This window comes from Qingrenia yutianensis, assembly GCF_014385105.1.
Classification (GTDB): domain Bacteria; phylum Bacillota; class Clostridia; order UMGS1810; family UMGS1810; genus Qingrenia; species Qingrenia yutianensis.
The window spans coordinates 291,128-317,864 of record NZ_JACRTE010000001.1; the positions used below are offsets into that span (position 1 = coordinate 291,128).

Sequence of the window (26,737 nt, forward strand, 5' to 3'; positions counted from 1 at the left end):
GGCCCGTTGGTCAAGCGGTTAAGACGGAGCCCTCTCAAGGCTCAATCACGAGTTCGATTCTCGTACGGGTCACCATTTAAAAATCCTGCTGCTCTATCGCGGCGGGATTTTGTTTTATCGCATGTATATAAAACAAAAAAGTACACATAATTAAATTTAAGGAGAAAAAGAATATGGAAAAAAATCCTATTGCAAAAATGACTATGGAAAACGGCGGTGTGGTTGAAATTGAGCTTTCGCCGAAAGATGCCCCCATCACGGTTGAAAATTTTGTAAATCTCGTAAACGACGGCTTTTACAACGGACTTACCATTCACCGTATTGTTCCCGGATTTGTAATTCAGGGCGGCGACCCTATGGGCAACGGTATGGGCGGTTCCGACAAGAAAATCAAAGGCGAGTTTTCGGAAAACGGCGTTGCGAACAATTTAAAGCACACAAAAGGTGTTATCTCAATGGCAAGAGCGTTTGACCCCAATTCCGCAAGCAGTCAGTTTTTCATCGTTCTTGAAACTTCGCCCATGGTAAGCTGCAGCCTTGACGGAAAATACGCAGGTTTCGGCACGGTTATTTCGGGTATGGACGTTGTGGACGAGATTGCAAAGGCAGAAACGGACGCAAACGATATGCCTCTTGATGAAATAAAAATCAAAACAATAGAAATACTGTGAAAAGTTGCACAAAAATATGTTAATTTTAACAAAAAAATATGATAAATCCGTTATTTTTTTAACAAAAGCTTGCATATTTTTTTAAATTGTAGTAAAATGAAACAAAATAAAATATTATATTTATTTTAGGAGGAAAATTATTATGGCAGTAAAAGTTGCGATTAACGGTTTCGGTCGTATCGGACGTTTGGCTTTCCGTCAGATGTTTGGTGCAGAAGGTTATGATGTTGTTGCTATCAACGACCTCACAAAGCCCTCTATGCTTGCTGACTTGTTGAAATACGACACAGCACAGGGCGGATACTGCGGCAAAATCGGCGAAAATCTTCACACTGTTGAAGCTGACGACGAAGCTAACACAATCACAGTAGACGGCAAAACCCTTACAATTTATAAAGAAGCAGACGCTTCCAAGCTCCCCTGGGGCAAAATCGGCGTTGACGTTGTTTTGGAGTGCACAGGTTTCTACTGCTCCAAAGATAAGAGCCAGGCTCATATTGACGCAGGCGCTAAAAAGGTTGTTATCTCTGCTCCCGCAGGCAAAGACCTTAAAACTATCGTTTACAGCGTAAACGAAAAAACTCTTACAAAAGATGACAAAATCATCTCTGCTGCATCTTGCACAACAAACTGCTTGGCACCTATGGCAGATGCACTTAACAAATATGCTCCCATTCAGAGCGGTATTATGTCTACAATCCACGCTTACACAGGCGACCAGATGATTCTTGACGGCCCTCACAGAAAAGGTGATTTGAGACGTGCAAGAGCAGGTGCTGCTAACATCGTTCCTAACTCGACAGGTGCTGCAAAAGCTATCGGTCTTGTTATCCCCGAGCTTAACGGCAAATTGATCGGTTCGGCACAGCGTGTTCCTGTTCCCACAGGTTCCACAACAATCCTTACAGCTGTTGTTAAGGGCAAAGACGTTACTGCTGAAGGCATTAACGCTGCTATGAAAGCTGCCGCTTCCGAGTCGTTCGGTTACAACACAGATCCTATCGTTTCTTCCGACGTTATCGGTATGAAATTCGGTTCGCTCTTTGATGCAACACAGACAATGGTTGCACAGATTGCTGACGATTTGTATGAAGTTCAGGTTGTTTCGTGGTACGACAACGAGAACTCTTACACAAGCCAGATGGTTAGAACAATTAAATACTTCGCAGAACTTGCGTAAGTTAAAAATCAAGCCCGCTTTTAAAGCGGGCTTTTTTGATGTGAATTAGACCGCCGATACTTTAAACAGTATCGGCGGTTAGTATTTACGCAACAGCTAAATACTGCTGCGGTTTTGGTTTATTTCAATAACACAAGACAATTTCTGCACCGTCAAAGCCGAGCGGAAGAATATTATACGACGAAGTCCAGGTGTCGGTATCGGTGTCTATGTTATTTTGCCAATTTAAAACGTCAATTCTCGGCAGCACAACGGTTTTATAGGTCATTTTGCTGACCTTGAAAAATCCGTCATCGGTTATTTCACCCATATCGCGTACGGTTGCAAAATCACCGAGTTCAAAATCTATATGAGCGGATTTTAAATTCGACATAAGCCGATAAAACCAAGAATCAAAGCGGTCAATTTCGGTATCGTCAATTCTATCCGGCAGTTTTTCGTTCAAAATCGTATATGCCGTTTCAAGCGGATGCAAAACCAAAACGTCAGCGCAAGGCGAGCCGAAACGTGTAAATTGTGCCGTTCTCGCACAATGCATATATACATTTTCATACTTATCCCAATAAGGCTGATAGTAGTTTATATGCGGTGCATAACCGCGTTTTCTTCTGCCCTCGAGTGAATAAAAAATTCCGTGAACACTTCGGTGATTTACACCGAAAACCGCAAGACGGTCAAAAAGATACATCTGATTTCTGAAAGTCATATTTTCGGTCGATGCGCCGTACATTTCGCACAGAATATGCTCGCCGTTTCCCGACTGATTTGCCGCCGACAAAACCTGTATCGGCGTGGTGTAAAGGCGCCGACTGTCGCGCAGCTCGTCGCCGTGCCTGCTTTTTATCGGCGAATCGTTCCAGTTCGCATTTACAGTGAGAATGTCAATCCCCGGAATATCAAAATATTTGTAAAACGGCTAAGCTGCCGCAGAAAACCGAATTTGATTTTTAAGGCAATTCTCACCGAGAAGATGCCCCGAAAATTTTAAGTTTTTAGTTTTGCACCATGCTTTTAAACGCTTAAAATAGTTGTTTTCCATAAGCTTCTGAATAAGCGTCCAATAATGATAGCGTACTGTTTTATAATCGTCCTCGGCAAACCAAAGCTTAAAAATATGCGGTGCGATATCATATCCGTATTCGTTTTTAAAAATATCAAAAAAGCTTTTCGGACAAGGCGGGAAAGCCCTGCCGAACGCAGGTTCGTCCACCCACACGGACAAAACGGTATTGCCGTAAAATTCTTCAAAATCAGACCACATATTCTCATAGCAATCTTTTATGTAATAATCCACCGAATTTTTGTCAAAAAGGTGAACAATGGAGCCGGACAAGCAAACGCAAAAGCTCATATCATTATGTGTGCAGATAACGTTATCGCCAAGCGATACCTCATTCGTCTTTTTGGGAACAATGTGGCTTATTGCGTATTCGGACGGAATATTCGGAATACACTCCGGCATATATTTCGCCTGAAGATACACGGTTATGCCGAGTTTTTTCGCATTTTCAATAATAAAACGTGTTTTCTTCTTAAAATTCTCGCCCGGATAATCGGAATTAAGTCCGGAATACGTTCTTATCAAAATGCTTTTTGTGCCGATTTTCGACATTTCGGCAAGCTGAAAGAGCAATTCTCTGCTTGAAAGAGTATTGTTAAGCATAAAAAAATCGGTGCCGTAATATGAAGAATCGGGATTTTTAAACCGCATTTGTTTGTCGCGCATATAAATTTACTCCTCAAAAAATATAGTATTAAAAAGCGTTTCGGCAAAGAGATTGTGCATACTTCTTATCGGGTGGTTAATCCTGTTTGCAAGAAGAAGATTTATATCGGCACCGGCACGCTCAAGCGCCTTCCACTTTGTATAACAGTCCGCAACCGCAACGCCGTTTTCGTGTGCAATTTCTTTTGCCGTTTTCATAAATAAATCCATTTTTCCGCCGTTCTGATACTGCGCCGTTTTTTCGGCATAATCTTTCAAAATCGCGCCCGTAACGCGCGTATTTAGCATATTCGGCGTCATAAATATCACTTCGCAGCCGGCGTTTTTTATTTTTTTAAAAATCAAATCAAGCGAATTTGCATAGTTTTCAAGCTCGCCGTTTACGTCGTTCAAACCGTAGCACACCACTGTTAAATCGGGCGAATGACCGACAACATCACGCTCAACGCGCTCAACGCCTGCCGACGCGTTGTCACCGCCTATTCCCGAATTTATAACGTTAAACTTTCTGTGCGGAAAAACCGCATTGATTTTCTTTCTCAAAATATTGTGATATACACTTTCGTAATCGGTAACGCCGTGCATACCATCTAATGACTCAAAATATCCGTGAGTTACACTGTCACCGAAAAACACAGCAGTAAGCGAATTGTTTGTTTCAAATTTTTTAACAAGGTTCGAAATCACTTTACAATCACCCTTTCAATGCCGAGAACATCGGCAATTTTTGCGATTGTTTCAGCGCGATGACCGATACCGAGTGCATAATGGTGCGTGGGGCCTTCCATAACCCATTTTTTTACAAATTCTTTGGTTGTCGGTTCGAAAAATCCCCGCGTGTTTGTGTTTCCCGTCGGCGGAATGGCTCCTGCTTTTGAAATCCCCTCTCCTATTACAAATTTAAATTTGCCGTTTGCATCTTGTGTAATTCCAAGCATAGTAATCGGACCTTCTTTAAGCTTAAACTCAACCGATGCGCCGTGACCGGGCTTACCGTGGTATTTTTTAAGACTTCGCAGAACAGGTTTGCCCTCGGCAACCGCAAGGTGATGAGGGCCGTCGTGACCAACAAGAATGAAATCCTCCTTAAAGTCGAACGGGTGAAATTCCGCAAAGCTGCCGCCGATATTGAGTCTGTCCATAATGAGCATTGCGACGCAGGTTTTTATATCATATTCACCGCACATCGGAAATCCCTGCGCATTGAGAATGGAATTTCCCACGATAAATGTAGACGAAATTTTACGGTGCAGACTGTTCTCGTTTCCCTCGTAATAGTATGCAAGACCCGTAAGATTGTGCTTTTCCACAAATTTATCGAGTGCAACCGCGGTTTTCGCCGCCTGGTATTTATCCTCGTCGGTGAGCTTTGACGTTACAGGGTCGGATTTTGGTTCTGGCATATCAAATTCCGCGTCGATTAGTTTGATTTTCTTTTGGACTTCGTCCTCGGTAACCGTATTGTAAACACTTATGACATCGTCGATTTCAAAAAGCGGAACGTGCAGACCGAATGCCGCCGAAAGAGCGGTCGGGTCGGTGTGCATATCATACATTGCCTCCATTGTGTGACCCATAAGTCCCATACGCGCGCCCTTTAAATCGTGCAGAACCTTTGCAATATCGCACCACTCGGCAACTGCTTTTTCTGCCTCGGCATCGTTATACAAACTGCCGATTATAACGTCGGCAACCTTTTTGCCCATACGTATTGCAACACCCGTAAATTCGGGAACCGAGCAAATATTGTCGTTTTCAAGCTGCATAAAAGTGTTAGCCTTTGTATAGTCAAGCGCGGAAAGAGGCTGAAGCGCGGTGAGAATTACGGGCTTGTCAACCTCCTTGATTATCGGAGCAAACACCGACGACGTCGCATATGTAACCATATTGCAGAACAAAATGTCAACGTCTGCCGCGAGGATTTTTTTAACCGTTTCGTATGCTTTTTCACTGCTGTCAACCATTCCGAAATCAACGGTTTCAACGGCGTTTTTTTCAACCGATTTCACAAAATCTTTGTGAAACCCCATAATATTACCTTCAAGACCGTCAAACTGTGCCCAGTAAGTCGCGTGTGCCACCGCAAAAACTCCTATTTTTGCCGTTCGAGCTTTTTTTCGTGTAATCATTTTAATTCACAACCTTTATTTTTTGTATAAAATTATTTTATATTTTTTGTATATCTTGATAATAACACTTTACAATAGCAATAACAATGTAAGAAATAAAGATTTTTTTGTAAAAAATAAAGCTTATACTTTCAGCCATAACCGCAGGACGTATCGAAGACTGCGAGCAAAAGACAATCGTTTTTGCCGTTTTGGCGCCGTTGGGCTTATCTGTATAAAAACCGCACTGCGGATATTTGCTGCAAACACAGCCTACGAGTGCACCGTCTTCGCCATAAAATGCGGTAACAATAAGATAATCAGGATTTTTTGTAAAAAACAAAGAATTTGCATCGAAATGTATTTTCACTTTTTCACCGCATTCGGAAAAACTTAAGCTTGCGCCTTCCGTACCGCTTTATGACGAAATTTTAATATAAATGTTTTTATCATCCCGCACTGCCGACACACAAAAAACATTACCCTCGGCGCTGAAAGTTACCGGTGACGCAAGCAAGCTTGAAATTAAATATTTCTTTATAATTTCACCGTCTTTTGCAAAAAAAGCTGATACGTCCGTTAAGCTGCCGCTGACTGTAAATACCGCGTCTTTTTTGCCGTCCGAAACTGTATTTCTTTCAAGATAATACAAATTGATATTTCCGCCGTTCTCCGTGCCGAAAGAATAATTCACAAGCGGTGACGTGATTTCCGGCGCAGCGTATTCATATGCGGGTTCGGGAGGTATGTCGATAATTGTAATATTATCGCCTTTTAAACTGTCCCAGTCGTAAAACTCCCAGTCAGATTCGTCATCGGAAAACACATTTACAGTAAAAGTACATAAAACTGCCGCAATAAAAAACACCTTAAAAATAGTTTTTTTCATATTCTCATCATCGCTTTCTGACTCTCATACCACATCTAATTAATTTCAACAACACACGAAATCGGTGCGGAATTTTCAAAACTTTCAAACATAAAAGCCTTAGCCGTATATCCGAAAGCGTTTTCGGGCACATTCACGCTTGCTGACGCAATGCCGTTATTACCGTGGGAAAACGCTATATTTTTCATACAGTTATTGTTATCGTACAGGCAAATAATTATAAGAGCGTCTTTTTCATATTCATATTTGAAATTTGCCGTAAGCGTCCCGCCGCACGCTGCCAAAATATCAGATACTCCGTTGCCGTCAACGGTAAAACCATCTCCTATAAACGTTCCTTTGCCAATGTAAAAATAGTCGGATTCGGCAGTAACGGTATTGCCCTGTAAATCTGTTATAACTGCGGAAAGAATGTGTCTGCCGTCCGAAAGCTGCGGAAGATTTGCGTAAATTGTGCAATCCTCCATATTGAAATCGGCACATTTTTTACCGTCCGCAAACAACTCTGCTTTTTTTACAAAGCTGACGTTTTTGCTTAACGCAAGTGAAATTTTCGTATTGCTGTTTTTAGCGAACACCGCAGTTTTTCCGAACGGTGCGTCTGCGCCGACAATAGAAATATTGTTGTTTTGTATATTAAGGCTTTTAAGAGCAATACGTCCGCCCATTGACTGGTGATCACCCAGACAAAAACTTCCCGATGTACGAACGGAAGTAATCCCCGAATTTTCCAGCAATGAATTAATTTCGTCGGCACTCTTTTCAAAATTGTAGCTGAATCCCGTGGATTGATTCTCGATAGAAAGCGAAATTGCACCGCCGGCATAAGAAAGAGTAAAATTCGTGTCGCCGCCCATTGTGAAACGGGTGCCGTCCGTCGTTACATCCGTGCAAAGCGTTTTGGAACCGTATTGAAGTTCTATGGTATGTCCCAAATCTTCTTCGGTGGGATTGCCGCTTGTATCAAGCTTCGATGTGCTTTTAATGTTGAATCTGAAGGTGTTGTTCAAATCAATCGGTGGATTGTAAACCACATCGACCGCCTTTTCGGGGTCATAAAGCGAATTAAAATAGAGCCTTACAATGTTTGAATTTTTAGGATATTTTCCGTTCGGATCATCGGAAAACACACCCGAAACAGTGTAATTTGTTCCCAAATCCATTTTGAGCAAAAAATATCCCGCAACGGCTGTAATGCCATTTTCACCGACTCCGACACTGTAATCCTTTGTCGCGCTGCTGCCTTTGAGCGAGCGTACAAAAAGCTTGTCAATCTCGTAATTCAGTTTATCGTTCGTATAAACGCCGTCTTCCGGAGATAAAAGCGTATAGTCGCGGATATATTCCGTTTTGCGCCCGGCAATATCATCGGCTGCCGAAACGGATGTTGAACATAAAATTAATGCCAATGCCGCAGCCAACGCCAAAACCCTCTTGCTTATTGTTTTTTTCATCATCACACCGTCCTCGTTAATAATTCAGTATGAAAACTTTCTGCAAAATCATATATTTCCAATACCCTAAAATTTTTGTGCAATTATCGCCCGACGAGCAGTAAGTCAAAATATCTGCCTGACTTACGCTTTTTACGGAAACTTTTCCTTTGTTGTCCCTGTTTATACTGTAAATTTCGGATTTTAATTTTGCCGCTTTGAAGCTATTGGCAGACGCATTTGGAATTTCACTTGTTTTATCTGTGCTGCAAAGCATAAGAATATCGTCTTTTTTATCATATACAAAGCTTTTTCTCAAAAAATATTGTGCAATCGGATTCGGCGAAACATCTTCGGTAATTTTATCCTCGCTGCAGTCATATGTTTTAACAATTCCGCCGCCGATGACCTCATCATTATACAAGTCGCAGCGAATTATGTCGCCGCAGTCAATGGCGCGTGCCGCAAATATATCCTCATAAACAAGAATTTTCTTTTTTACCGAACCCGAATTAACATACAGGCACACCATATCTTCATCGTCCGACGAAACGAGCCGTATATCTTCAACTACCCATAAGGTCTTGTCACCCACATCGTTTTCGGATGACGAAAGCTCCGAAACGAGAACATCGGCGTAAAAACTGTCGTTAATTCTGTATGCCTCGGGCGCATAATATTTATCGTTTACATACGGATAATACATTGACGCAACACGATATTTTCGTTTGTCTTCCGATTCGCTTTTATTTATTATAAACACCGTGGACTCTGTTTTTTTCCAGAAAAATTCTTCACCGAAGCCTCCGCCGTATGATTCGGATTTAAATCTCAAAGCAGGATCACACGATCCGTATATTTTTCTTAATGTACTCACATCATCCTCTTTTTTCATCATTGGATATTATTCCCTTTATAACCGCAATGTCATATGCCCCGTTTTGATTGTTGTCAATCAAGACAAGATATCCGTTGTCGGGAGTGTAAAGCGCTGTGCCGTTGTCGGCAATAGGTCTGCCGTTGTATATAAATGACGCATCAGACGACATTTTTTTCGTTTTTGTCTTTCCGTTTTCGTTATACTCATATGTAAGGTTGTAAAAGCTTATAATATCCTCTGCATTTATCAGAGCGGTATTGTTGTAATCGTCACAATTTATATACAAATAATCATCATATTCCGCCAAAAATTCAACACCGGAAAAAAATCCGTGACGCCTTGCGGACTTCTCATATCCGTACGGATATGCGCCGAGCGACTTTGCCTCGTCGTTTCTGCCGAGTATTTTTACTGCGATAACAACAGCGTCTGCGTATGTAATCGGCGTATCCGGATTAAAAAGCCCGTCGCTGCCGGAAACAATATTTAAATCATATGCGGCATTTATATATTTTGAATATGAAGCATCGGCATCTACGTCAAGAAACAGATTTCTTTCGTCTTTCGGAATATCGCCCAATCCTATTGCACGCATTGACGTCTCGGTAAATTCGGCGCGTGTAATTGTTCCCGATTTGCCGTATGAATTTGCTATACCCAGCGCAGAAAGCACCTTGAAGGCTTCACCTGCGCCATTTTCGCCGGCATTTCCGCCGATGTTTTCGTTATACCCTGCCGGATAAGGCTTATTATTATAACTGCCGCCTCGGCGCGGGTTGTATAATCCAACGGACAGAATCCGTTATCCTTTCCGTTTACGATTTTAGCTTTGTAAAGCTCAGATACCGCCTTGGCTGCATAATCTGCTATATTTTCGCCGTCCCCGAAAGATGAAGCCGCATTTTCATCAAATTCAAATCCTGCATATTTCCCTGCGCGGTGCGCTATAACTGCCATATCCTGGCGTGTAATTTTACTTTCGGGTAAAAACATTCTGTGATATGTCCGTTACCCGTGCGCTTGAAATCATATCCTTAAATTCAACGTACAAATTCTTTTGATATTCCGCGTCAAGGCTATCCGCAGCCGTTAAATCAAGAGATAAATTTTTCTTATAATGTTCAAGCTTATTTCTTTGTCCACTCCAAACCGTAGCGTCAAGCGCAGTTAGAATAACCGCATTTTCTATACTTTTCTTTACATCTTCCGGTGATTTTGCACCCGAAACTTTTTCGGCTATTTCCTGTTTTGTATCGGCGTCGAAGTTTTTCCAATCTTCATAATAATTCGACTCCGAAAGCGAAACATATTTTTCATATTCTGTCAGCACATAGCTGCTTGGATATTCATTTATAAGCAGATACGCCATATATCCGTTTATTTCCGTTTTAAGCGAATCAATGCTCATATCGGCGGTAATTTTGTTCGCCATTTCGGCGCACAATTCATTTCTGCCGTCCGATGTAAGGGATTTTGTATAATCCTCCAAATCAACGTCAATAGCCGAATAGTAAGTCCTTATAAACAAATCTGCAGCCGACGCATCCTTGTTCTCGGAATTTGTAAATTCAGCTATCATTATATGTTGCCTTTTTAATATCTTTACCGTTTGTGATAACGCTTTTTGCAGTGTTGTCAAACGTAAATTTTTCCGAAGCGTTTACCGTCCAATTATCCGCATTGTAAACCGGTTCAAAATAGTTTGCCGCCGCATCGGCATAAGACGCAGAGCTGAAACACGCCGCAAGCACTGTCAGCACCGTAAACACAACAAATAACTTTTTCATAATTATTTCCCCCTTCAAAATTAAAAGCCTTTACACATTAATTATTGAATAAATGGGATTTTTGTGCAATATGCTTTTTTTCAAACATTTTAAGCCTAAATTTTTGTTGAACATATCACAATACCGTATTTAGTTGCATAAATTCAAACAGATATTTTTTTATTTTATTGTTGATTTTGCACTAATATTTTGATATAATAGAAATGATATATCACATATGTGGGGGCATATATAACTGACCTACATAATGCTTATTCTTATATCATTATCTGTGTTTTGCTTTGTTAAAAGATTTTGTAACAAACGTGTTTTGGTTCTTACCGTTATGCTCTGGTCACTTATCGGTATGATTTTTTCATTGTTTTTCATTATTTCAATCACAAGCAATTACAACGCATTGGGATACATTTTCGAGAATTTTGACAGAAATATGTTTACAAACATTGTGAAAAACAGACTTAACTACTTTACCATTGTTCGTGTTTTTAATATTTGTATGTCTGTTTATCTCTTTACAATGTCGCTGTTCGCAAATTCATATATAAAAACAAAATCGAAAGGAAACAAGCTTTATTCGCTTTTTGTAACCTTCTTGTTTCCTGTCGTTTACGCTTGTTTTTACGATCCACGGGTTTTAATGCTTCAACACGCTTTTGCCATAAATTTTCAAAACGGTCTTTTATTGCTGCGCATTTTAGATTTTGTTTTTCATCTTGCGGTATATTTTTATCTGCTCATTCCGTTTTACCATCTGTATCACGCGTGCAGAAGCATTTCGTCGATATACAAAAAACGCCAGCTTATCGGCGTGGCGTACTATCTTATCGCAACCGACACGATATACCTTTTCATTACCAAAATGAGTTCTCTTCGAGTGTTGTATTTCAAGCTTGATTCCGCACTGATAAACATAAGAATTACAAACACTTTCAGCAAAGATTACCTCGTTTACGTCTGTATGATTCTTGTGCTTATTTTGATGTTGTTTTATATTTCATCATCATTTAACATCATTCGCAAAGAGGGTTTTTTTACAACAAAATTACCGAAAAAATTATCAAACGCGGCAATCGGCAGATTTTGCAAACGGTTCACAGTTTTAAAAACGTTTTGTATTCCTACAGCTTAGCGCTTGAGCAAATTCAAACCGCGGACGGTCAAAAAAAGACGAGCTTACAAACAAACTGAAAGCAAACATTGACGCTTATTTGGAAAGACTTATAAAAGTGCTTAACATAGGAAAGGGAATACACGATTTCTGGACGGAAAAAATTTATTTGAGCGATATTGCGGACGAGGTTATTGAAAAGTCCACAATTCCGGATAACATTAAGGTTGTATGCAATTACAAACCAAAAACCGAGTTTGTAAATGCCGATTCGTTCTACCTTACCGAAGCGATATATAACATTATGCAGAACGCCGTTCAGGCAATAGAGGAAACCGGGCGCAGTGACGGTCATATTACGGTGTCGATAATTCAGGAATATGAATGGATTGTACTTGCAATTTTCGACAACGGCATAGGTATGAAGCGCATACAAATGCGGCACATATTCGACGAATTTTACACCACAAAGGCACGAATATCAAATTGGGGTGTCGGTCTTGCCTTTTCAAAGCGCATTTTGCAATTTCATCACGGAAACATATCTCTCAAAAGCAAAGCCGGTGTCGGAACAACCTTTTATATCCTTTTGCCCGATGTCTACGATACATAAATTTTAAAAAGAGGAGATTTTTATGGATAAAATCAGAATTATGATTGTTGATGATATGGAAGAAATAAGAAATTACTTGTGTTACACGCTTAAAAATGAACACAACATTGAAGTTGTCGCATCGGCGTCAAGCGGAAAAGAGGCATATGACATTGCAGTAAAGAAAAAGCCGGATGTAATTTTAATGGATATACAAATGGAATCGGATACTTCGGGTATTGCAGCGGGAAAGAAAATATTAAACGTACTTCCGTCAACAAAGCTTATAGCACTCACAATGTATGTTGACAGCGAAAAAATAACCGACGCATATATGGTAGGTTTTGTTGATTTCATCGCAAAAAATTATTCAATCGTAGAAATCATAACCGCAATTCAAAACGCTATCTCGCCCAACGCACTTTCAAACGATGTTGAAAAGATTATAATAAACGAAATGATTAAACTTAAAATTCAGCAAAAGCAGTTTATAGCGTGTATGCAGATTATATCGGCTTGTTCAAAGAGCGAGTTTGGGCTTTTGCAGCATCTGTGCGAAGGTATGAAATATAAGGATATAGCAAAGCAGCGATGTGTTGAGGAGGTTACCGTAAGAAGTATGGTAACAAGGATTTCAAACAAGCTTTCCAATATGTCAATTAAAAAAATCGTGTCACTTTTACAGAAATGTAACTTTTTTGAAACTTTTAACAATTTGAAACAATAATATAGCATAAAAACAACGGCAGACACCTCATAATGAGTCTGCCGTTATTTTTTACACGTTTCTTATTTATTCAATATTATATCGCCGACTTTCCAAACGGTGCCGGCACCCATTGTAATTACCGTGTCGCCCGGTTTTGCATTTTTCAGAACATAATCGGCTATATCTTCAAACTTCTTTATATAAACCGCGCCGTCGGTGATGTCTGCCAAATCTTTTGCAGAAACAATGCCGGTGTCCTTCTCGCGCGCGGCATAAATATCGGTTACAATAACCTTATCCACAATCGAAAGCGCCCTTGCAAAATCGTTTAAAAGCGCCTTTGTGCGTGAATATGTGTGAGGCTGAAAAACGCACCACACATCGCCTTTTTTGCCTATTTTCGCGGTTGTTAAAGTTGCTTCAATTTCGGTTGGGTGATGTGCATAATCGTCAACAACCGTAAATCCGTTTTTCTCACCTTTTAATTCAAATCTCCTGTGCGTACCGCCGAACAATTCAAGTCCTTTTTTGATTTTGTCTGTGCCAAAGCCGAGTTCGTATCCTGCCGCAAATGCCGCGAGCGCATTCAAAACGTTGTGCTCACCGCAAACGTTCAGTTTAATGTGTTCGATTGTTTTTCCGTTTACGCAAACGTCAAATTCATAACGCGCGTAGTTGTCATATTTTATGTTCTGCGCGGTAACATCTCCGCCGTTTATTCCGAAGGTTACAACCTTGCATTTCGCACATTTCGCGGTTTCAAGCGCATTTTTGTTGTCGTGCGACACTATAAGACAGCCGTCGTCCGGCAAAAGACGCGCAAAATCGCAGAACGTTTCTTTTATTTCGTCAATATCTTTAAAATAATCGAGATGGTCCGCGTCAACGTTTAGTATTATGCCCATTTTTGGGAAAAATCTTAAAAAACTGCGGTGATATTCGCACGCTTCGGTGAGAAAATATTTGCTGTTTCCAAGTCGAAGATTTCCGCCGATAGCGTCAAGCTCACCGCCCACCGTAACGGTCGGGTCTGCATCTGCCGAAAGCAAAACGTGGGCCAGCATTGACGTTGTTGTGGTCTTTCCGTGAGTGCCCGAAACCGCAATCGGCATACCGTAGCGTTTCATAATTTCGCCCAAAAGATACGCCCTTTCAATGCATCTTATCCCCTTGTTCCGCGCCGCGCAAAGTTCCTCGTTGTCGTCCGAAATTGCCGCGGTATAAACCACCAAATCGGGGTTTGTGATATTCTCCGCCCTCTGCCCTATTGAAATTTTTGCACCGAGCGCCTCAAGTTCGTCTGTAAGGTGAGTTTTTGCCGTATCCGAGCCTGACACCTTTTTTCCGCTGTGCAAAAGAATATGCGCAAGCGAGCTCATACTTATTCCGCCGATACCGATAAAATGTATATAATTCTCCTTCATAATTTCAAAACCCTATCCCTTCACTTAACAAAATACCCTCAAAATTTTCCAATTACATATATTATACAACATTTTTTATAAAAATAAAATACATTATTTAAAATTTGTTGAAATTTTTTTAAAATGAGTATATAATAGAATAGTATAATAGTGTATAAAGGTGATGAATATGCCCGATTTTAAACTTGTGTCGGATTACAAACCTATGGGCGACCAGATAAAGGCAATCGACTCCCTCACAAAAGGAATAAAGCGCGGAGATAAAGGTCAGACACTCCTCGGCGTTACAGGAAGCGGAAAGACGTTTACAATAGCGAATGTTATAAAAAACGTCAACAAACCTACCCTTGTTTTGGCGCACAACAAAATTCTTGCCGCACAGCTTTGCAGTGAGTTTAAGGAATTTTTTCCCGAAAATGCGGTTGAATATTTTGTTTCGTACTATGATTATTATCAGCCCGAGGCTTATATTCCGTCCAGTGACACATATATAGAAAAAGATTCTTCGATAAACGACGAGATAGACAAGCTCCGCCACAGTGCGACCGCGTCACTTTTTGAGAGGCGCGACGTTATAATCGTTGCCAGTGTTTCGTGTATATACGGCTTGGGCGACCCGGACGATTACAAAAATCTTATTGTTTCGGTGCGCGTCGGCAACACTTTGGACAGAAACGAATTTTTGAAAAAGCTTGTTGACATTCAGTATACGCGCAACGACATTGATTTTTCGCGCGGAACATTCCGTGTGCACGGTGATATTGTCGAGGTTTTCCCCGCAAGTTCAAATGAAAAAGCGCTCCGAATTGAATTTTTCGGCGACGAAGTTGACAGAATTTGCGAAATCGACACCGTTACGGGCGAAATACTCAATTTCCGCTCATATGTCGCAATTTTTCCTGCGTCGCACTATGCTACAACCGCGGAAAAAATGAAACGCGCCATTGTCACAATCGGCGACGAATTAAACGAGCGCGCGGCATATTTTAAGGAACACGACAAAATTCTTGAAATGCAAAGGCTTCTTCAGCGTACAAATTACGACCTTGAAATGATGCAGGAGGTCGGTTTTTGCCAGGGAATTGAAAACTATTCGCGCCATATCAGCGGACGTGCGCCCGGAACGCGCCCTTACACGCTTATGGACTATTTTCCCGACGATTTTCTGCTTGTTATAGACGAATCGCACGTCACCGTTCCTCAGGTGCGCGCGATGTATGCAGGCGACAGGGCGCGCAAAGACACGCTTGTTGAATACGGTTTTCGTCTGCCGTCGGCATATGACAACCGGCCTTTAAATTTTAAAGAATTTGAGGGTATGATAAATCAGGTGATTTTCGTATCGGCAACGCCGGCGGACTATGAAAAGGAACATTCCGAAAACATATGCGAACAAGTTATCCGCCCGACCGGACTTTTAGACCCCGAAGTTATCGTACGTCCGATAAGCGGTCAGATTGACGACCTTATAAGCGAAATTCACGAGGTTACGAAAAAAGGCCAACGCGTGCTTGTGACGACGTTAACCAAAAAAATGGCGGAAAGCCTCACCGATTATTTAAAAGATGCGGGAATTAAGGTAAGATACTTACATTCAGACATTGACACAATAGAAAGAATGGAAATCGTGCGCGATTTGCGCCTCGGCGTGTTTGACGTGCTTGTGGGAATTAACCTTCTCCGTGAGGGCTTGGACATTCCCGAAACGGCGCTCGTTGCAATTCTCGACGCCGACAAAGAAGGATTTTTGCGAAGTGAAACCTCACTCGTTCAGACAATCGGCAGGGCGGCGCGAAACAGTGAAGGCAGAGTTATTATGTATGCCGACACAGTAACGCGTTCAATGAAAGCCGCAATCGACGAAACGAACAGACGCCGCGAAATTCAGGCAAAATACAACAAAGACCACAACATTACGCCGAAAAGCATTAAAAAGAATATTCGCGCCGTTATTCAGACTGTCACGCAGGAAAGCACGAAGAAAGCCGAAACGGAGCGCAAACCTGTTTCCAAAGAGGAAAAAATCACCGCACTCACCGCACTTATGCAGGCGGCGGCTAAAAATCTTGAATTTGAAAAAGCGGCAAAATACCGCGACGAAATAGAAAAACTCAAAAAGAAAGCTTTTTAAAATCAGCACTACAGAAGGTGAAAAAATGGCAAAAAATTCAATAATCATAAAGGGTGCGCGTCAGCACAACCTCAAAAATATAGACATAACCATTCCGCGCGACAAGTTTGTGGTGTTCACGGGACTTTCGGGAAGCGGAAAATCGTCGCTCGCGTTTGACACAATTTACGCCGAGGGACAAAGACGTTATATAGAGTCGCTGTCATCATATGCGCGCCAGTTTTTGGGTCAGATGGACAAGCCCGACGTTGACTATATTGAGGGTCTGTCGCCGGCGATTTCAATCGACCAGAAAACAACAAGCAAAAATCCGCGTTCGACTGTCGGCACGGTTACCGAAGTTTACGATTATCTCCGTCTTATTTACTCACGAATAGGAGTTCCGCACTGCCCGAAGTGCAAAAAAGTTATAAAACAGCAGACGGTTGACGAAATAATCGACAAAATTTTAAGCTTTGAAAACGGCACAAAACTGCAAATTCTTGCCCCTGTTGTAAGGGCTAAAAAAGGCGAACATCAGAAAGTTTTTGAAAGCGCAAAAAAGAGCGGATACGTCCGCGTCCGCGCAGACGGTGTGACGTACGATTTATACGAGGAAATCAAACTTGAAAAAACAAAGCGCCATTCCATTGAAATTGTCGTTGACAGAATTGCATTAAAAGACGGTATCAGCGCACGTCTTGCCGACTCGCTCGAAACTGCATTAAAGCTTGGAAACGGACTTGTTATCGTTGAGATAATCGGCGGTGAGGAAATGCTTTTCAGCCAAAACTACGCCTGCCCCGACTGCGGTATCAGCATTGAGGAAATGTCACCGCGTATGTTTTCGTTCAACTCCCCGTTCGGTGCGTGTCCGACTTGTTCGGGACTTGGAAATTTAACTGAATTTGACGAGGATTTGATTATTCCCGACAAATCGCTGTCGCTCCGCGAGGGTGCAATAAAGGCTATGGGCTGGAATGTCAAAGACCCCGGCACCATTGCACACGCACAGCTTTCGGGACTTGCAAAAAAATACGGTTTTTCGCTCGATACTCCGATAAACGAGCTTTCGGACGAGCATTATAACATTCTTATGTACGGCACAAACGGCGAGCCTATTTCATATTTTTACAAATACAACATTGAACAGCCGTTTGAGGGCGTTATGAAGTGCATTGAGCGCAGATATAAAGAAAGTTTTTCGTCGTATATGCGCGCGGAATACGAAAATTATATGAGCAGTATCACCTGCCCCGACTGTCACGGCGAAAGACTGAAAAAAGAGGTTTTGGCGGTTACGATAAACGGCAAAAGCATATCAGACGTCACAAAAATGTCAGTGCGCGACGCTAAAAAGTTTTTTGAAGAAATCGAACTTACCGACACCGAAAAACTCATTGCAAATCAGGTGTTGAAAGAAATAAACGCGCGTCTCGGATTTTTGGTAAATGTCGGACTCGGCTACCTCACGCTTGCGCGCTCGGCAGGCACTCTCTCGGGCGGTGAGGCGCAGAGAATACGCCTTGCAACACAGATAGGCTCGGGGCTTACGGGCGTTTTATATATACTCGACGAGCCGAGCATTGGACTTCATCAGCGCGACAACGACAAGCTTCTGGCAACGCTTAAAAATCTGCGCGACCTCGGCAACACGCTTATTGTTGTCGAACACGACGAGGACACAATGTTTGCCGCGGATTATATCGTAGACATCGGCCCCGGCGCAGGCGTTCACGGCGGTGAGGTTGTGGCACAGGGCACTGTTGATGAAATTATGAAATCAAAGCGCAGTGAAACGGGACTTTATCTTTCAGGCGCGAAAAAAATCGAAGTACCGAGCAAAAGGCGCGATGGAAACGGAAAATTTTTAACCGTTTACGGCGCGTCGCAAAACAATCTTAAAAATATCGACGTGACGTTTCCGCTCGGCAAATTTGTTGCTGTAACGGGTGTTTCGGGAAGCGGTAAATCGTCGCTTGTAAACGAAATTTTATACAAAAAACTTTCCGCCGTTTTGAACGGCTCAAAGAAAAAAGCGACGAATTTCAAAAAAATTGAGGGAATTGAAAATCTTGACAAGGTTATAAATATCGACCAGTCGCCAATCGGCAGGACACCGCGTTCAAACCCTGCTACCTACACGGGCGTTTTTACTGATATTCGTGACCTTTTCGCAAGCACAAACGAGGCGAAAATCCGCGGTTACAAGTCGGGACGCTTCAGCTTTAACATAAGCGGAGGACGCTGTGAGGCTTGCTCGGGCGACGGCATACTTAAAATTGAAATGAACTTTCTGCCAGACGTTTACGTTCCGTGCGAGGTGTGCAAGGGCAAACGCTACAACCGTGAAACGCTTGAAGTTAAATACAAAGACAAAAACATCTACGAGGTTTTGGAAATGACGGTTGAGGAGGGGTTGGAATTTTTCAAAAATCTCCCAAAAATCAAGCGAAAACTGCAAACGCTCTATGACGTAGGCTTGGGATATATCAAAATCGGTCAGCCGTCCACCACCCTTTCGGGCGGTGAGGCGCAGAGGGTTAAGCTTGCAACCGAATTAAGCAGACGAAGCACCGGTAAAACTATTTATATACTCGACGAACCGACAACAGGACTTCACACTGCGGACGTTCACAGGCTTATAGACGTTTTGAACACGCTCGTTGACACGGGCAACACGGTTGTTGTCATTGAGCATAATCTTGACATCATCAAAACCGCCGACCATATTATCGACCTCGGACCCGAGGGCGGAGATATGGGCGGAACAATCGTTTGCACGGGAACTCCCGAAGAAGTTGCAAAATGCGAAAAATCGTTTACGGGAAAATATTTGAAGAAATATCTTAAAAAATAATATAAAAATGCCCTAAAAGCCACTTCTCGATAAGACAGTATTGCCTTAAAAATATATTTTTCGCGTCTTTCTGCGTTAAAAAAGCTCGCAATCCGTCAGGATTACTCGCTTTTTTGCCTTGAAATTCATCAAAAAATCTTATTTTTAAGGTGCAGAGCAGTTTTGAATATCGGATTTTACAATTCAGACAAAAAATAAAACCTGCCATTATGCTGACGCATATGGCAGGTTTTTGACACAGTATGAATTTAAAATACGGCTTCAAAACCAATGCTTTCTTATTGAGGAGCGGCTAATTCCGGTGCATTTTTTATATGCGAATTTATTTTGTTGTAATTGCAACCGTGTTTTCTTCGCCAATCCAGTTAACATTGCAGTTGAGCGCCTCCGACACTGCGCGCACGGGGACAAGTGTTCTTTCATTGTATAACATCGCAGGCACGTCAAGTGTTTTCGCCTCGCCATCAATGCGCATAACGTCACCGCCGATTGCGAGCGAAATTTCTCTTTCGCCTTTCACCGCCGTAACCGCCTGTGCAGACTCATTCCAGTCAACACTTGCGCCCAGCTTTTCAAAAATAGCACGCATAGGAACAAGCGTTCTGTCGGTTACGATAATCGGCGCTTGGTCGGTTTCAAGCGTTTCCCCGTCAATCACAACCTTAATTTCAGGTTCGAAATCAGCACCGAAACGTATTTTTGTGCCGTGCTTATAAAAAACGTATTCCTTTATTAAATCCTCCGTCCAAATTTTCAAAGTGTGCTGACCGTCAGAAACGGAGTGAATATCAATATTTGAAAAACTGAATTTATAAGGAATTTTGTCAGACGAATGCTTCCACTCGCCGTCAATCGCGTAATTCACCGCAATATCAGGCTTATTCGGAACGTGTGCAAGCGTGTAAAGCGTACTGTTTACGGCAACATCTATAATTTCACCGCTGTTTGCCGGGATAAGCGCAAAATCGGACTGCGCGTTAACACCCGTTTTGTAAAGTCCGCTTGTTTTAACCTCGGCAAAAATATCAGACGCATACTGATAATCGTTAATGTCGTATCTTTCCGCCTCGTTCGCGCGGTGATTGTTGAAATAGTTAATCATCTTAATCTGCGGATATTTCATAACCAAATTCCAGAGCATATCCCTCATTCTCGGGGCGCCCCAAGCTTCAAGGTCGGTATCGTGATTTGTATTTGTCGGCACTCCGCCCTCGCTTATCATAACGGGCTTATTTATTCCGTTTTTCGCCATAAAATCCATAATCGGTTTTATTCTGTTTGTTGCCCACGCATAGTCGCCCGTCATAAAATAAACGCTGTCTTTGTACGATGTATCGGTTTTTCCCTGGAAATATTTTATCATATACATACTTACGCCAATCCAGTCGACATATTCATCGCCGGGATAGAAAAACTCAAACGGACGGTCGAGCGCACCGAGGTCGTTGGGTGACCACACAACCGCAAAGTTGTCGTATTCGTGCACCATATTTGCAACATTTCGGAAAATCTCAATGTACCGTTCGGGATCGTCGCCGAGCGAGGAAACGTTCATCTCGTTTGCAAAACGTATAAACATAGGCTTGTTGTAACTTGCAAGCGTGTTTAACACCGAACGGATTGTGTCATAGTTAACCTCGTCAAGACTGTTTATTGTCCAACCGACCATAACCGCCGAGTCGTTGGCTTTGATAATCTCATTCGCCGGATAGTAAAAATCGGGCTGATTCATAGCGTCAATGTATGTGAGATAACTTCCGAGCGGCCAAAAATTTCCACTTGTTTCGGCAATCATACCGAGATATGCGCCGTCTTTAGGCTCTAACCGCGCGCCGAAATACGGCAAATTTGAAACATCACCCTGAATGTAAAGTTCAAAATCCGTTTCGTTTACCATTCGTTCTTTTTCCGCCAAAAGCGCACCCCAGTCAACGCTCGGAAACGCGAACGCAAACGCACCTGTACAGGTTAAAATAATTGACAAACATATTAAAAGTGAAATTAGTTTTTTCATTACAATCCACAATCTCCTTTGTTACATAGCTTTTTCTCGGTTCAAAAGACCTTCAATAATGCTTGCCGCGTCCTCGACAAACTTTAAACACGGTCGCTTTTTGTAAAACTCGTTATCCCTTTTTGTCGGGTTTGCCGACATATCGGTTTTAATATTTTTCAAAAGCTCACGGCAAATAATTGTACCGTTTTGCTCCTTAAAATCGGACGCAAGTTTTTGCACAAGCGCATAGTGCGCTGCCTTTTTCTTATCGTCTTTCGAGTCGTCGTAACCGTAAATAATGCCGGCAATCATAAACATAGCCGAGCACGCACCGCAAACCTCTCTCATTCTGCCCATACCTCCGCCGAACGACGACGAAAGCTTCATCGCGGTGTTAAAATCCATACCGATTTCGTCGCAGAACGCGCCCAAAACCGCCTGTGAACAGTTGTAGCCGTCCAAAAATAATTCTCTTGCCTTTTTTACGTGATCTGTCATTTTATTATCCTCCAATCAAAACAGTGCGTCCGCAAAATCCTGTGCGTTAAACTTCTGCAAATCGTCAACACCCTCGCCGACACCGATAAATTTAACGCCGATTTTCTGTTCGTGACCGATTGCTATAACAATTCCGCCTTTCGCTGTTCCGTCAAGTTTTGTTAAAACAATACCCGTGATGTCTGCAGCCTCGCCGAACAGTTTCGCCTGTGAAAGCGCATTTTGTCCCGTCGTAGCGTCCAGCACCAAAAGCACTTCCTTGGACGAATTCGGAAGTTCTCGTTCAATAATTTTGTATATTTTTTTTAGCTCGTCCATAAGATTTTTCTTGTTGTGAAGTCTGCCGGCGGTATCGAAAATCAAAACGTCCGCACCGCGCGCCTTTGCCGCACTGATTGAATCGAACATAACCGCGCCGGGGTCTGCGCCCTCTTGGTGTTTGATGATGTCAACCCCCACTCTTTCCGCCCAAACCTGTAGCTGGTCAACCGCCGCCGCACGGAAAGTATCGCCCGCGCCGAGAATAACTTTTTTACCCTCCGATTTGAAAAGACTTGCCATTTTGCCGATTGAAGTGGTTTTTCCGACGCCGTTAACGCCGATAACCATAACCACCGCCGGCGAACCCGAAAGTTTTACTTCGTTATCGTTTTCGCTCAAAATGTCCGCGATAATTTCTTTAATCGCACCTCGCACCTCGTCCGCCTCAGTAAGGTGATTTTCCTTAACTTTTTTCTTTAATTCGTCAATAATATACATCGACGTTTCGACGCCGGCATCAGCCATAATAAGCGCCTCTTCAAGTTCGTCGTACAAATCGTCGTCAATTTTTTTGAAAACTTTCAGCACACTGTCGAGCTTGTCGCCGAAAGAAGTTTTTGTCTTTTCCAAGCCTTTTTTCAGCTTTTCTTTAAAAATGTTAAACATCATTTTCCTCCAAATCGTCAAAATTGAGTTTTAATAGCTTTGATACGCCCTTTTCCTGCATTGTTACTCCGTATAAAATGTCGGCGGTTTCCATTGTTCCGCGTCTGTGCGTAACAATCAAAAACTGCGTATCGGATGTGAATTTTTTTGCATAATTTGCAAATTTATAAACGTTTGCCTCGTCGAGTGCCGCCTCAACCTCGTCCAAAAGACAAAACGGCGTCGGTGCAGTTTTAAGCACCGCAAAAAGCAGAGCAATAGCCGAAAATGCGCGTTCACCGCCCGATAAAAGCGTTAAATTCTGAAGCTTTTTACCCGGGGGCTGGACCTCGATTTCAATACCGCTGGTTAAAACGTCGCACTCGTCGGCAAGATAAATTTTTGCGATACCTCCGCCGAAAAGCTCGGCGAAAACTTTCTTAAATTCCTCACCGATGGCACAAAACGCCGAGGTGAATTTTTCTTTCATAATCCCCTGCATATTGTCGATAATATCGGTAAGATTTTTCTTCGCGTCGTTTAAGTCATTTTCCTGATTTGTCAAAAATTCATATCTTTCCGACACGGCTTTGTATTCCTCAATCGCGTCGATATTTATGTTCCCGAGTTCCTTAATCTGCTTTTTAATCGACGCCGCCTCACGCTGAGCCTCAGAAAAACTTTCAAGCTCTTTTTTGTAGCTTTGTGCGTCGGAATATGTAATTTCGTAGTCGTCCCAAAGCTTGTTTATAACGCTTTCAATGTCGCTTTCCGCCTTTGAAACCTTGTTTTCGCACCGTGCAGCCTCCTGTGCGAGCACCAAAACAACCTCCTGGTTTTCTTTGGACGATTGATTTGCGTTTCTAATGTCGGCAAGAATTTTTTCCGACTCGCCTTTAATAATTTCGAGTTTTTTTGCGAATTCATCAAAAATTTCACGCGTACCGCTTACCGATTTTTCAATTTCGGAAATTTCGTTGTTTAAGTCGGCGTTTTTCTGTGCGTGAGATGCCGAAATTTCATTATTTTCCGCAATTTTCGTCTCATATTCACTGCGCCGTGCGCCGTATTCGCCGATATTTGCGTTGATAAATTCCAAATCCTTGATTTTTCCGTTTTGTTTAAGTCTTTTAACCGAAAGGTCGTTTTTCACATTCTCGCATTTTTCTTTGAGCGCGGAAAGCTTGTCCTCGTCCGCGGTGATATTAGCGCGGATTTGAGTAATTTTTTCGTCGTTTGCCGATATTTTCAACGCAAACTCGGCTTTGTTTTTATCGAGCGCGGAAAGCTGTTCGTTAATATCTCCGCTCTCACCGCCCAAAAGACGAATTTTTTCGTTGAGATTTTTTATGTTTTCGTCAAGATGCGATTTTTCCGCATTAAGGCGTACAATGTTGTGCTCGAAGCTTGCACTTTTGGTGTCAAATTCTTCTTTTTTGACGGCAATTTCGCGTATTTTCTGCTCGTTTTTTGCAATCGCGCTGTCGTTTTTGTCAATCTTTTTCGCCAGTGCGTCGGTTTCGGTTTTAAGCTGTTCAATATTCTTCGCACGGCTGATAAGTCCCAAACGGCTGTCCGCACTTCCGCCCGTGATTGAACCGCCCGCGTTCAAAACCTGACCGTCGAGTGTAACAACCTTGAATTTATAGCCGTATTTTTTTGAAATTGCAATTCCCGAGTCAATGTTGTCGGCAAAAACAGTTCTGCCGAGAAGATACGTAAAAATTCCGCGGTATTTTTCGTCGTATTCTATAAGCTCCGATGCAATGCCGATGTAACCGTTTTCATTTTTCGGCGCATTTTTCATAATCTCGCCTTTAACCGACGTAAGAGGCAGGAACGTCGCGCGTCCGCCGTGCGATTTTTTAAGCATTTCAACGCATTTTTTTGCGGTTTCTTCGTTATCGGTAACAATATTTTGCATAGCGCGCCCAAGCGCAGTTTCAAGCGCTACAACGTATTTTTCGTCAACGGTGAGAAGCTTTGAAACGACACCGCAAATGCCGTTTTGCTTTGAATTTATAATTTCCTTAACACCCTTTGAATATCCCTCGAGCGACTTTTCCAAATCCTCCAGCGCACGGCGCTTTGAATTTTTTGCGTTATATTCGGACGTAACGGCGTTTTGCTCCGTTTTGAGCGCGTTGTTTTCACCCGTAATTTTAAAATATTCTTTTTTCAGTCCGTCAAGTCCGTTTTTACACTCGGCGCGTGCCTTTTCGTTTTCCGCAAGCTCCGAAACGCACTTTTCAAGCTGGTCTGCACACATTTTAAGTGCGTCGTTATTCGCTGAAATTTCGTTCTTTATATTCTCTTTTCTGTCGGCAAAATTTCGCTGCAGTGCATCAAGACCGTCGCTGTTTGCAGAAAGATTTGTATTTTCGTTTAAAAGTTCGATAATATCCGCTTTTTGACTCTCGATATTCGCCAAACTCTCGCCGAGCGACGAATTAAGCGTTTCATCATCTTTTGTGAGCGCGTCAATTTCCGCAGTGAGTTTTTCTATTTCCGCATTTGCATTTTCAAGCTCAAGTTTTTTCTGTGAATTTTCATCGTCCAGATTTTTAATTTTTTCACAAAGCGCGTCATTTTCATTCTTCAATCGGTTTATATTCTCGTTATTATGCGCAATTTCGCTTTTTAAAAGCTCAATTTTATTTAAAAACCCGCCCTCGCTCTTTTCAAGTTCATATTTTTGCTCGTTGATTTTTGAAATTTCCTCGTTTTTGCTCTGCGAAAGGGCAGTGAAACGCTCGATTTCGCCATCAATTTCACTCTGTTTTTTACGCGAGTCCTCAAGCTGTGACACCGCAATTTTAAGGTCGTTTTCGCATTTTTTTGCATTTTCGCGGAACTTTTCAATGTTTACAATGGCAATATTTATCTCCAAAACTTTCAAAACCTCGCGCAGGTCAAGAAATTTTTTAGCCTTTTCGCTCTGATTTTTAAGAGGGCCGACCTGTGACGCAAGCTCGGAAACAATATCTTTAATTCGCAAAAGGTTTTCTTCGGTTTGCGCAAGTTTTTTCTCCGCCTCATTTTTGCGGTATTTATACTTGCTTATGCCGGCTGCCTCCTCAAAAATATGACGTCTGTCCTCGGATTTTGACGAAAGAATTTCGTCGATTTTGCCCTGCCCTACAACCGAATAACCCTCTCTGCCGATACCGGTGTCCATAAAAAGCTCGTAAATATCCTTAAGACGGCACGGCGATTTGTTTATGAAATATTCACCCTCACCGCTGCGGTGAACGCGCCTTGTGACGGTAACGGTGTCAAAATCTATTTTAAGCTTTCTGTCGCTGTTGTCCAAAATAATCGAAACCTCGGCAAATCCGAGCGGTTTGCGGTTTTGCGTACCCGAAAAGATAACGTCCTCCATCTTGCTGCCGCGCAGGCTTTTGGCGCTCTGTTCGCCCATAACCCAGCGGATAGCGTCGGAAACATTGCTTTTTCCGCTGCCGTTCGGCCCGACAATGGCTGTAATACCCTTGCCGAATTCCAATTCAATTTTATCCGCAAAGGATTTAAACCCCTGCATACAAATCCCTTTTAAATACACTCAACACACACCTTTTATGTAAATCAACAATAAAATTTTTATAAATGTTAAACTATACGCATAATACGGTAATTATACCACACAACGTAATTTTTTTCAACTTTATTTTGTAAAAAAAATACCTCTTGCAAATCCGGGCAAGAGGCAAAAAAGATGGAGTGGAATTTGATTATGATAAACAAATTTCCAATGTATAAAAAATATACAAATATATTGTAGCATACACTGTGCAAAAATTCTACATCAATTTGCATTTTAGTTAATATTGCACAAAATATTGCTTGAAATTTATGTAATA

Annotated in this window: 23 protein-coding genes and 1 tRNA gene; 8 read left to right on the forward strand and 16 right to left on the reverse strand. The window is 42.1% G+C overall.

Annotation, left to right across the window (positions count from 1 at the left end; genetic code table 11):
• The 3 genes from H8706_RS01295 (at position 1) to gap (ending at position 1,851) form a co-directional block, all read left to right on the forward strand.
• Positions 1-75, forward strand: a tRNA-Glu gene (locus H8706_RS01295).
• Positions 76-173: 98 nt separating this feature from the next.
• Entirely contained in the window at positions 174-671 is a 498-nt protein-coding gene (locus H8706_RS01300; protein ID WP_262431186.1) for a peptidylprolyl isomerase, read from the forward strand.
• A gap of 142 nt (positions 672-813) precedes the next feature.
• Entirely contained in the window at positions 814-1,851 is a 1,038-nt protein-coding gene (gene gap, locus H8706_RS01305; RefSeq protein ID WP_178347509.1) for a type I glyceraldehyde-3-phosphate dehydrogenase, read from the forward strand.
• A gap of 124 nt (positions 1,852-1,975) precedes the next feature.
• Here the strand turns inward: gap and H8706_RS01310 are convergent, their stop codons facing one another.
• The 11 genes from H8706_RS01310 to H8706_RS01360 all read right to left on the reverse strand — a co-directional run bounded on the left by H8706_RS01310 (position 1,976) and on the right by H8706_RS01360 (position 10,674).
• Positions 1,976-2,629 (reverse strand): hypothetical protein, encoded by a 654-nt coding sequence (locus H8706_RS01310; protein ID WP_262431187.1) that lies wholly within the window; start codon positions 2,627-2,629, stop codon positions 1,976-1,978.
• Positions 2,630-2,767: 138 nt separating this feature from the next.
• Positions 2,768-3,577 (reverse strand): hypothetical protein, encoded by an 810-nt coding sequence (locus H8706_RS01315; protein ID WP_262431188.1) that lies wholly within the window; start codon positions 3,575-3,577, stop codon positions 2,768-2,770.
• 6 nt (positions 3,578-3,583) lie between these two features.
• Positions 3,584-4,264: an SGNH/GDSL hydrolase family protein gene (locus H8706_RS01320; protein ID WP_262431189.1), complete on the reverse strand. Its 681-nt coding sequence runs from the start codon at positions 4,262-4,264 to the stop codon at positions 3,584-3,586.
• Complete coding sequence (locus H8706_RS01325; protein WP_262431190.1) at positions 4,261-5,658, reverse strand: L-fucose/L-arabinose isomerase family protein; 1,398 nt, start codon at positions 5,656-5,658, stop codon at positions 4,261-4,263. The genes H8706_RS01320 and H8706_RS01325 overlap by 4 nt, the downstream gene beginning before the upstream one ends.
• A gap of 445 nt (positions 5,659-6,103) precedes the next feature.
• The gene (locus tag H8706_RS01330) at positions 6,104-6,574 is read right to left on the reverse strand and encodes a hypothetical protein (RefSeq protein ID WP_262431191.1); all 471 of its coding nucleotides are present in this window, start codon (positions 6,572-6,574) and stop codon (positions 6,104-6,106) included.
• A 35-nt stretch (positions 6,575-6,609) separates the two neighbouring features.
• Entirely contained in the window at positions 6,610-8,028 is a 1,419-nt protein-coding gene (locus tag H8706_RS01335) for a hypothetical protein (protein ID WP_262431192.1), read from the reverse strand.
• Positions 8,029-8,044: 16 nt separating this feature from the next.
• Positions 8,045-8,905 (reverse strand): hypothetical protein, encoded by an 861-nt coding sequence (locus tag H8706_RS01340; RefSeq protein ID WP_262431193.1) that lies wholly within the window; start codon positions 8,903-8,905, stop codon positions 8,045-8,047.
• Positions 8,886-9,560 carry an S-layer homology domain-containing protein gene (locus H8706_RS01345; protein WP_262431194.1) on the reverse strand — a complete coding sequence of 225 codons (675 nt, stop codon included), beginning with the start codon at positions 9,558-9,560 and terminating at the stop codon, positions 8,886-8,888. The genes H8706_RS01340 and H8706_RS01345 overlap by 20 nt, the downstream gene beginning before the upstream one ends.
• Complete coding sequence (locus tag H8706_RS01350; protein WP_262431195.1) at positions 9,539-9,880, reverse strand: S-layer homology domain-containing protein; 342 nt, start codon at positions 9,878-9,880, stop codon at positions 9,539-9,541. Before H8706_RS01350 ends, H8706_RS01345 begins: the two co-directional genes overlap by 22 nt.
• A complete protein-coding gene (locus H8706_RS01355) occupies positions 9,861-10,466 on the reverse strand; it encodes a hypothetical protein (RefSeq protein WP_262431196.1) in 606 nt (201 codons plus the stop codon). Before H8706_RS01355 ends, H8706_RS01350 begins: the two co-directional genes overlap by 20 nt.
• Positions 10,456-10,674, reverse strand: coding sequence for a hypothetical protein (locus H8706_RS01360; RefSeq protein WP_262431197.1), 219 nt, complete (start codon positions 10,672-10,674; stop codon positions 10,456-10,458). Before H8706_RS01360 ends, H8706_RS01355 begins: the two co-directional genes overlap by 11 nt.
• Before the next feature lie 310 nt (positions 10,675-10,984).
• On the opposite strand from H8706_RS01360, the gene H8706_RS01365 reads away from it, so the two are divergent.
• The 3 genes from H8706_RS01365 to H8706_RS01375 all read left to right on the forward strand — a co-directional run bounded on the left by H8706_RS01365 (position 10,985) and on the right by H8706_RS01375 (position 13,101).
• Positions 10,985-11,803 carry a hypothetical protein gene (locus H8706_RS01365; RefSeq protein WP_262431198.1) on the forward strand — a complete coding sequence of 273 codons (819 nt, stop codon included), beginning with the start codon at positions 10,985-10,987 and terminating at the stop codon, positions 11,801-11,803.
• 79 nt (positions 11,804-11,882) lie between these two features.
• Positions 11,883-12,395, forward strand: a complete 513-nt coding sequence (locus H8706_RS01370) for a sensor histidine kinase (RefSeq protein ID WP_262431199.1) — start codon at positions 11,883-11,885, stop codon at positions 12,393-12,395.
• 22 nt (positions 12,396-12,417) lie between these two features.
• On the forward strand, positions 12,418-13,101 hold the full coding sequence (locus H8706_RS01375; RefSeq protein ID WP_262431200.1) for a response regulator transcription factor: 684 nt from the start codon (positions 12,418-12,420) through the stop codon (positions 13,099-13,101).
• A 62-nt stretch (positions 13,102-13,163) separates the two neighbouring features.
• On the opposite strand, the gene murC is transcribed toward H8706_RS01375, so the two are convergent.
• Entirely contained in the window at positions 13,164-14,507 is a 1,344-nt protein-coding gene (gene murC, locus H8706_RS01380; RefSeq protein WP_262431201.1) for a UDP-N-acetylmuramate--L-alanine ligase, read from the reverse strand.
• 169 nt (positions 14,508-14,676) lie between these two features.
• Between murC and uvrB the strand changes: the two genes are divergently transcribed.
• Together uvrB and uvrA are read left to right on the forward strand one after the other, a co-directional pair.
• The gene (gene uvrB, locus H8706_RS01385; RefSeq protein ID WP_262431202.1) at positions 14,677-16,638 is read left to right on the forward strand and encodes an excinuclease ABC subunit UvrB; all 1,962 of its coding nucleotides are present in this window, start codon (positions 14,677-14,679) and stop codon (positions 16,636-16,638) included.
• Between the two features lie 25 nt (positions 16,639-16,663).
• Positions 16,664-19,477, forward strand: coding sequence for an excinuclease ABC subunit UvrA (gene uvrA / locus H8706_RS01390; protein ID WP_262431203.1), 2,814 nt, complete (start codon positions 16,664-16,666; stop codon positions 19,475-19,477).
• Between the two features lie 322 nt (positions 19,478-19,799).
• On the opposite strand, the gene H8706_RS01395 is transcribed toward uvrA, so the two are convergent.
• From H8706_RS01395 to smc, 4 genes are read right to left on the reverse strand one after another with little or no spacing between them, the layout of a single operon-like run.
• On the reverse strand, positions 19,800-21,491 hold the full coding sequence (locus H8706_RS01395; protein ID WP_262431204.1) for a stalk domain-containing protein: 1,692 nt from the start codon (positions 21,489-21,491) through the stop codon (positions 19,800-19,802).
• 21 nt (positions 21,492-21,512) lie between these two features.
• Positions 21,513-21,971, reverse strand: a complete 459-nt coding sequence (locus H8706_RS01400) for a C-GCAxxG-C-C family protein (protein ID WP_178348483.1) — start codon at positions 21,969-21,971, stop codon at positions 21,513-21,515.
• Between the two features lie 15 nt (positions 21,972-21,986).
• Complete coding sequence (ftsY, locus tag H8706_RS01405) at positions 21,987-22,898, reverse strand: signal recognition particle-docking protein FtsY (protein WP_178348484.1); 912 nt, start codon at positions 22,896-22,898, stop codon at positions 21,987-21,989.
• Complete coding sequence (gene smc / locus H8706_RS01410; protein ID WP_449421269.1) at positions 22,891-26,418, reverse strand: chromosome segregation protein SMC; 3,528 nt, start codon at positions 26,416-26,418, stop codon at positions 22,891-22,893. Before smc ends, ftsY begins: the two co-directional genes overlap by 8 nt.
• Between the last annotated feature and the right edge of the window lie 319 nt (positions 26,419-26,737).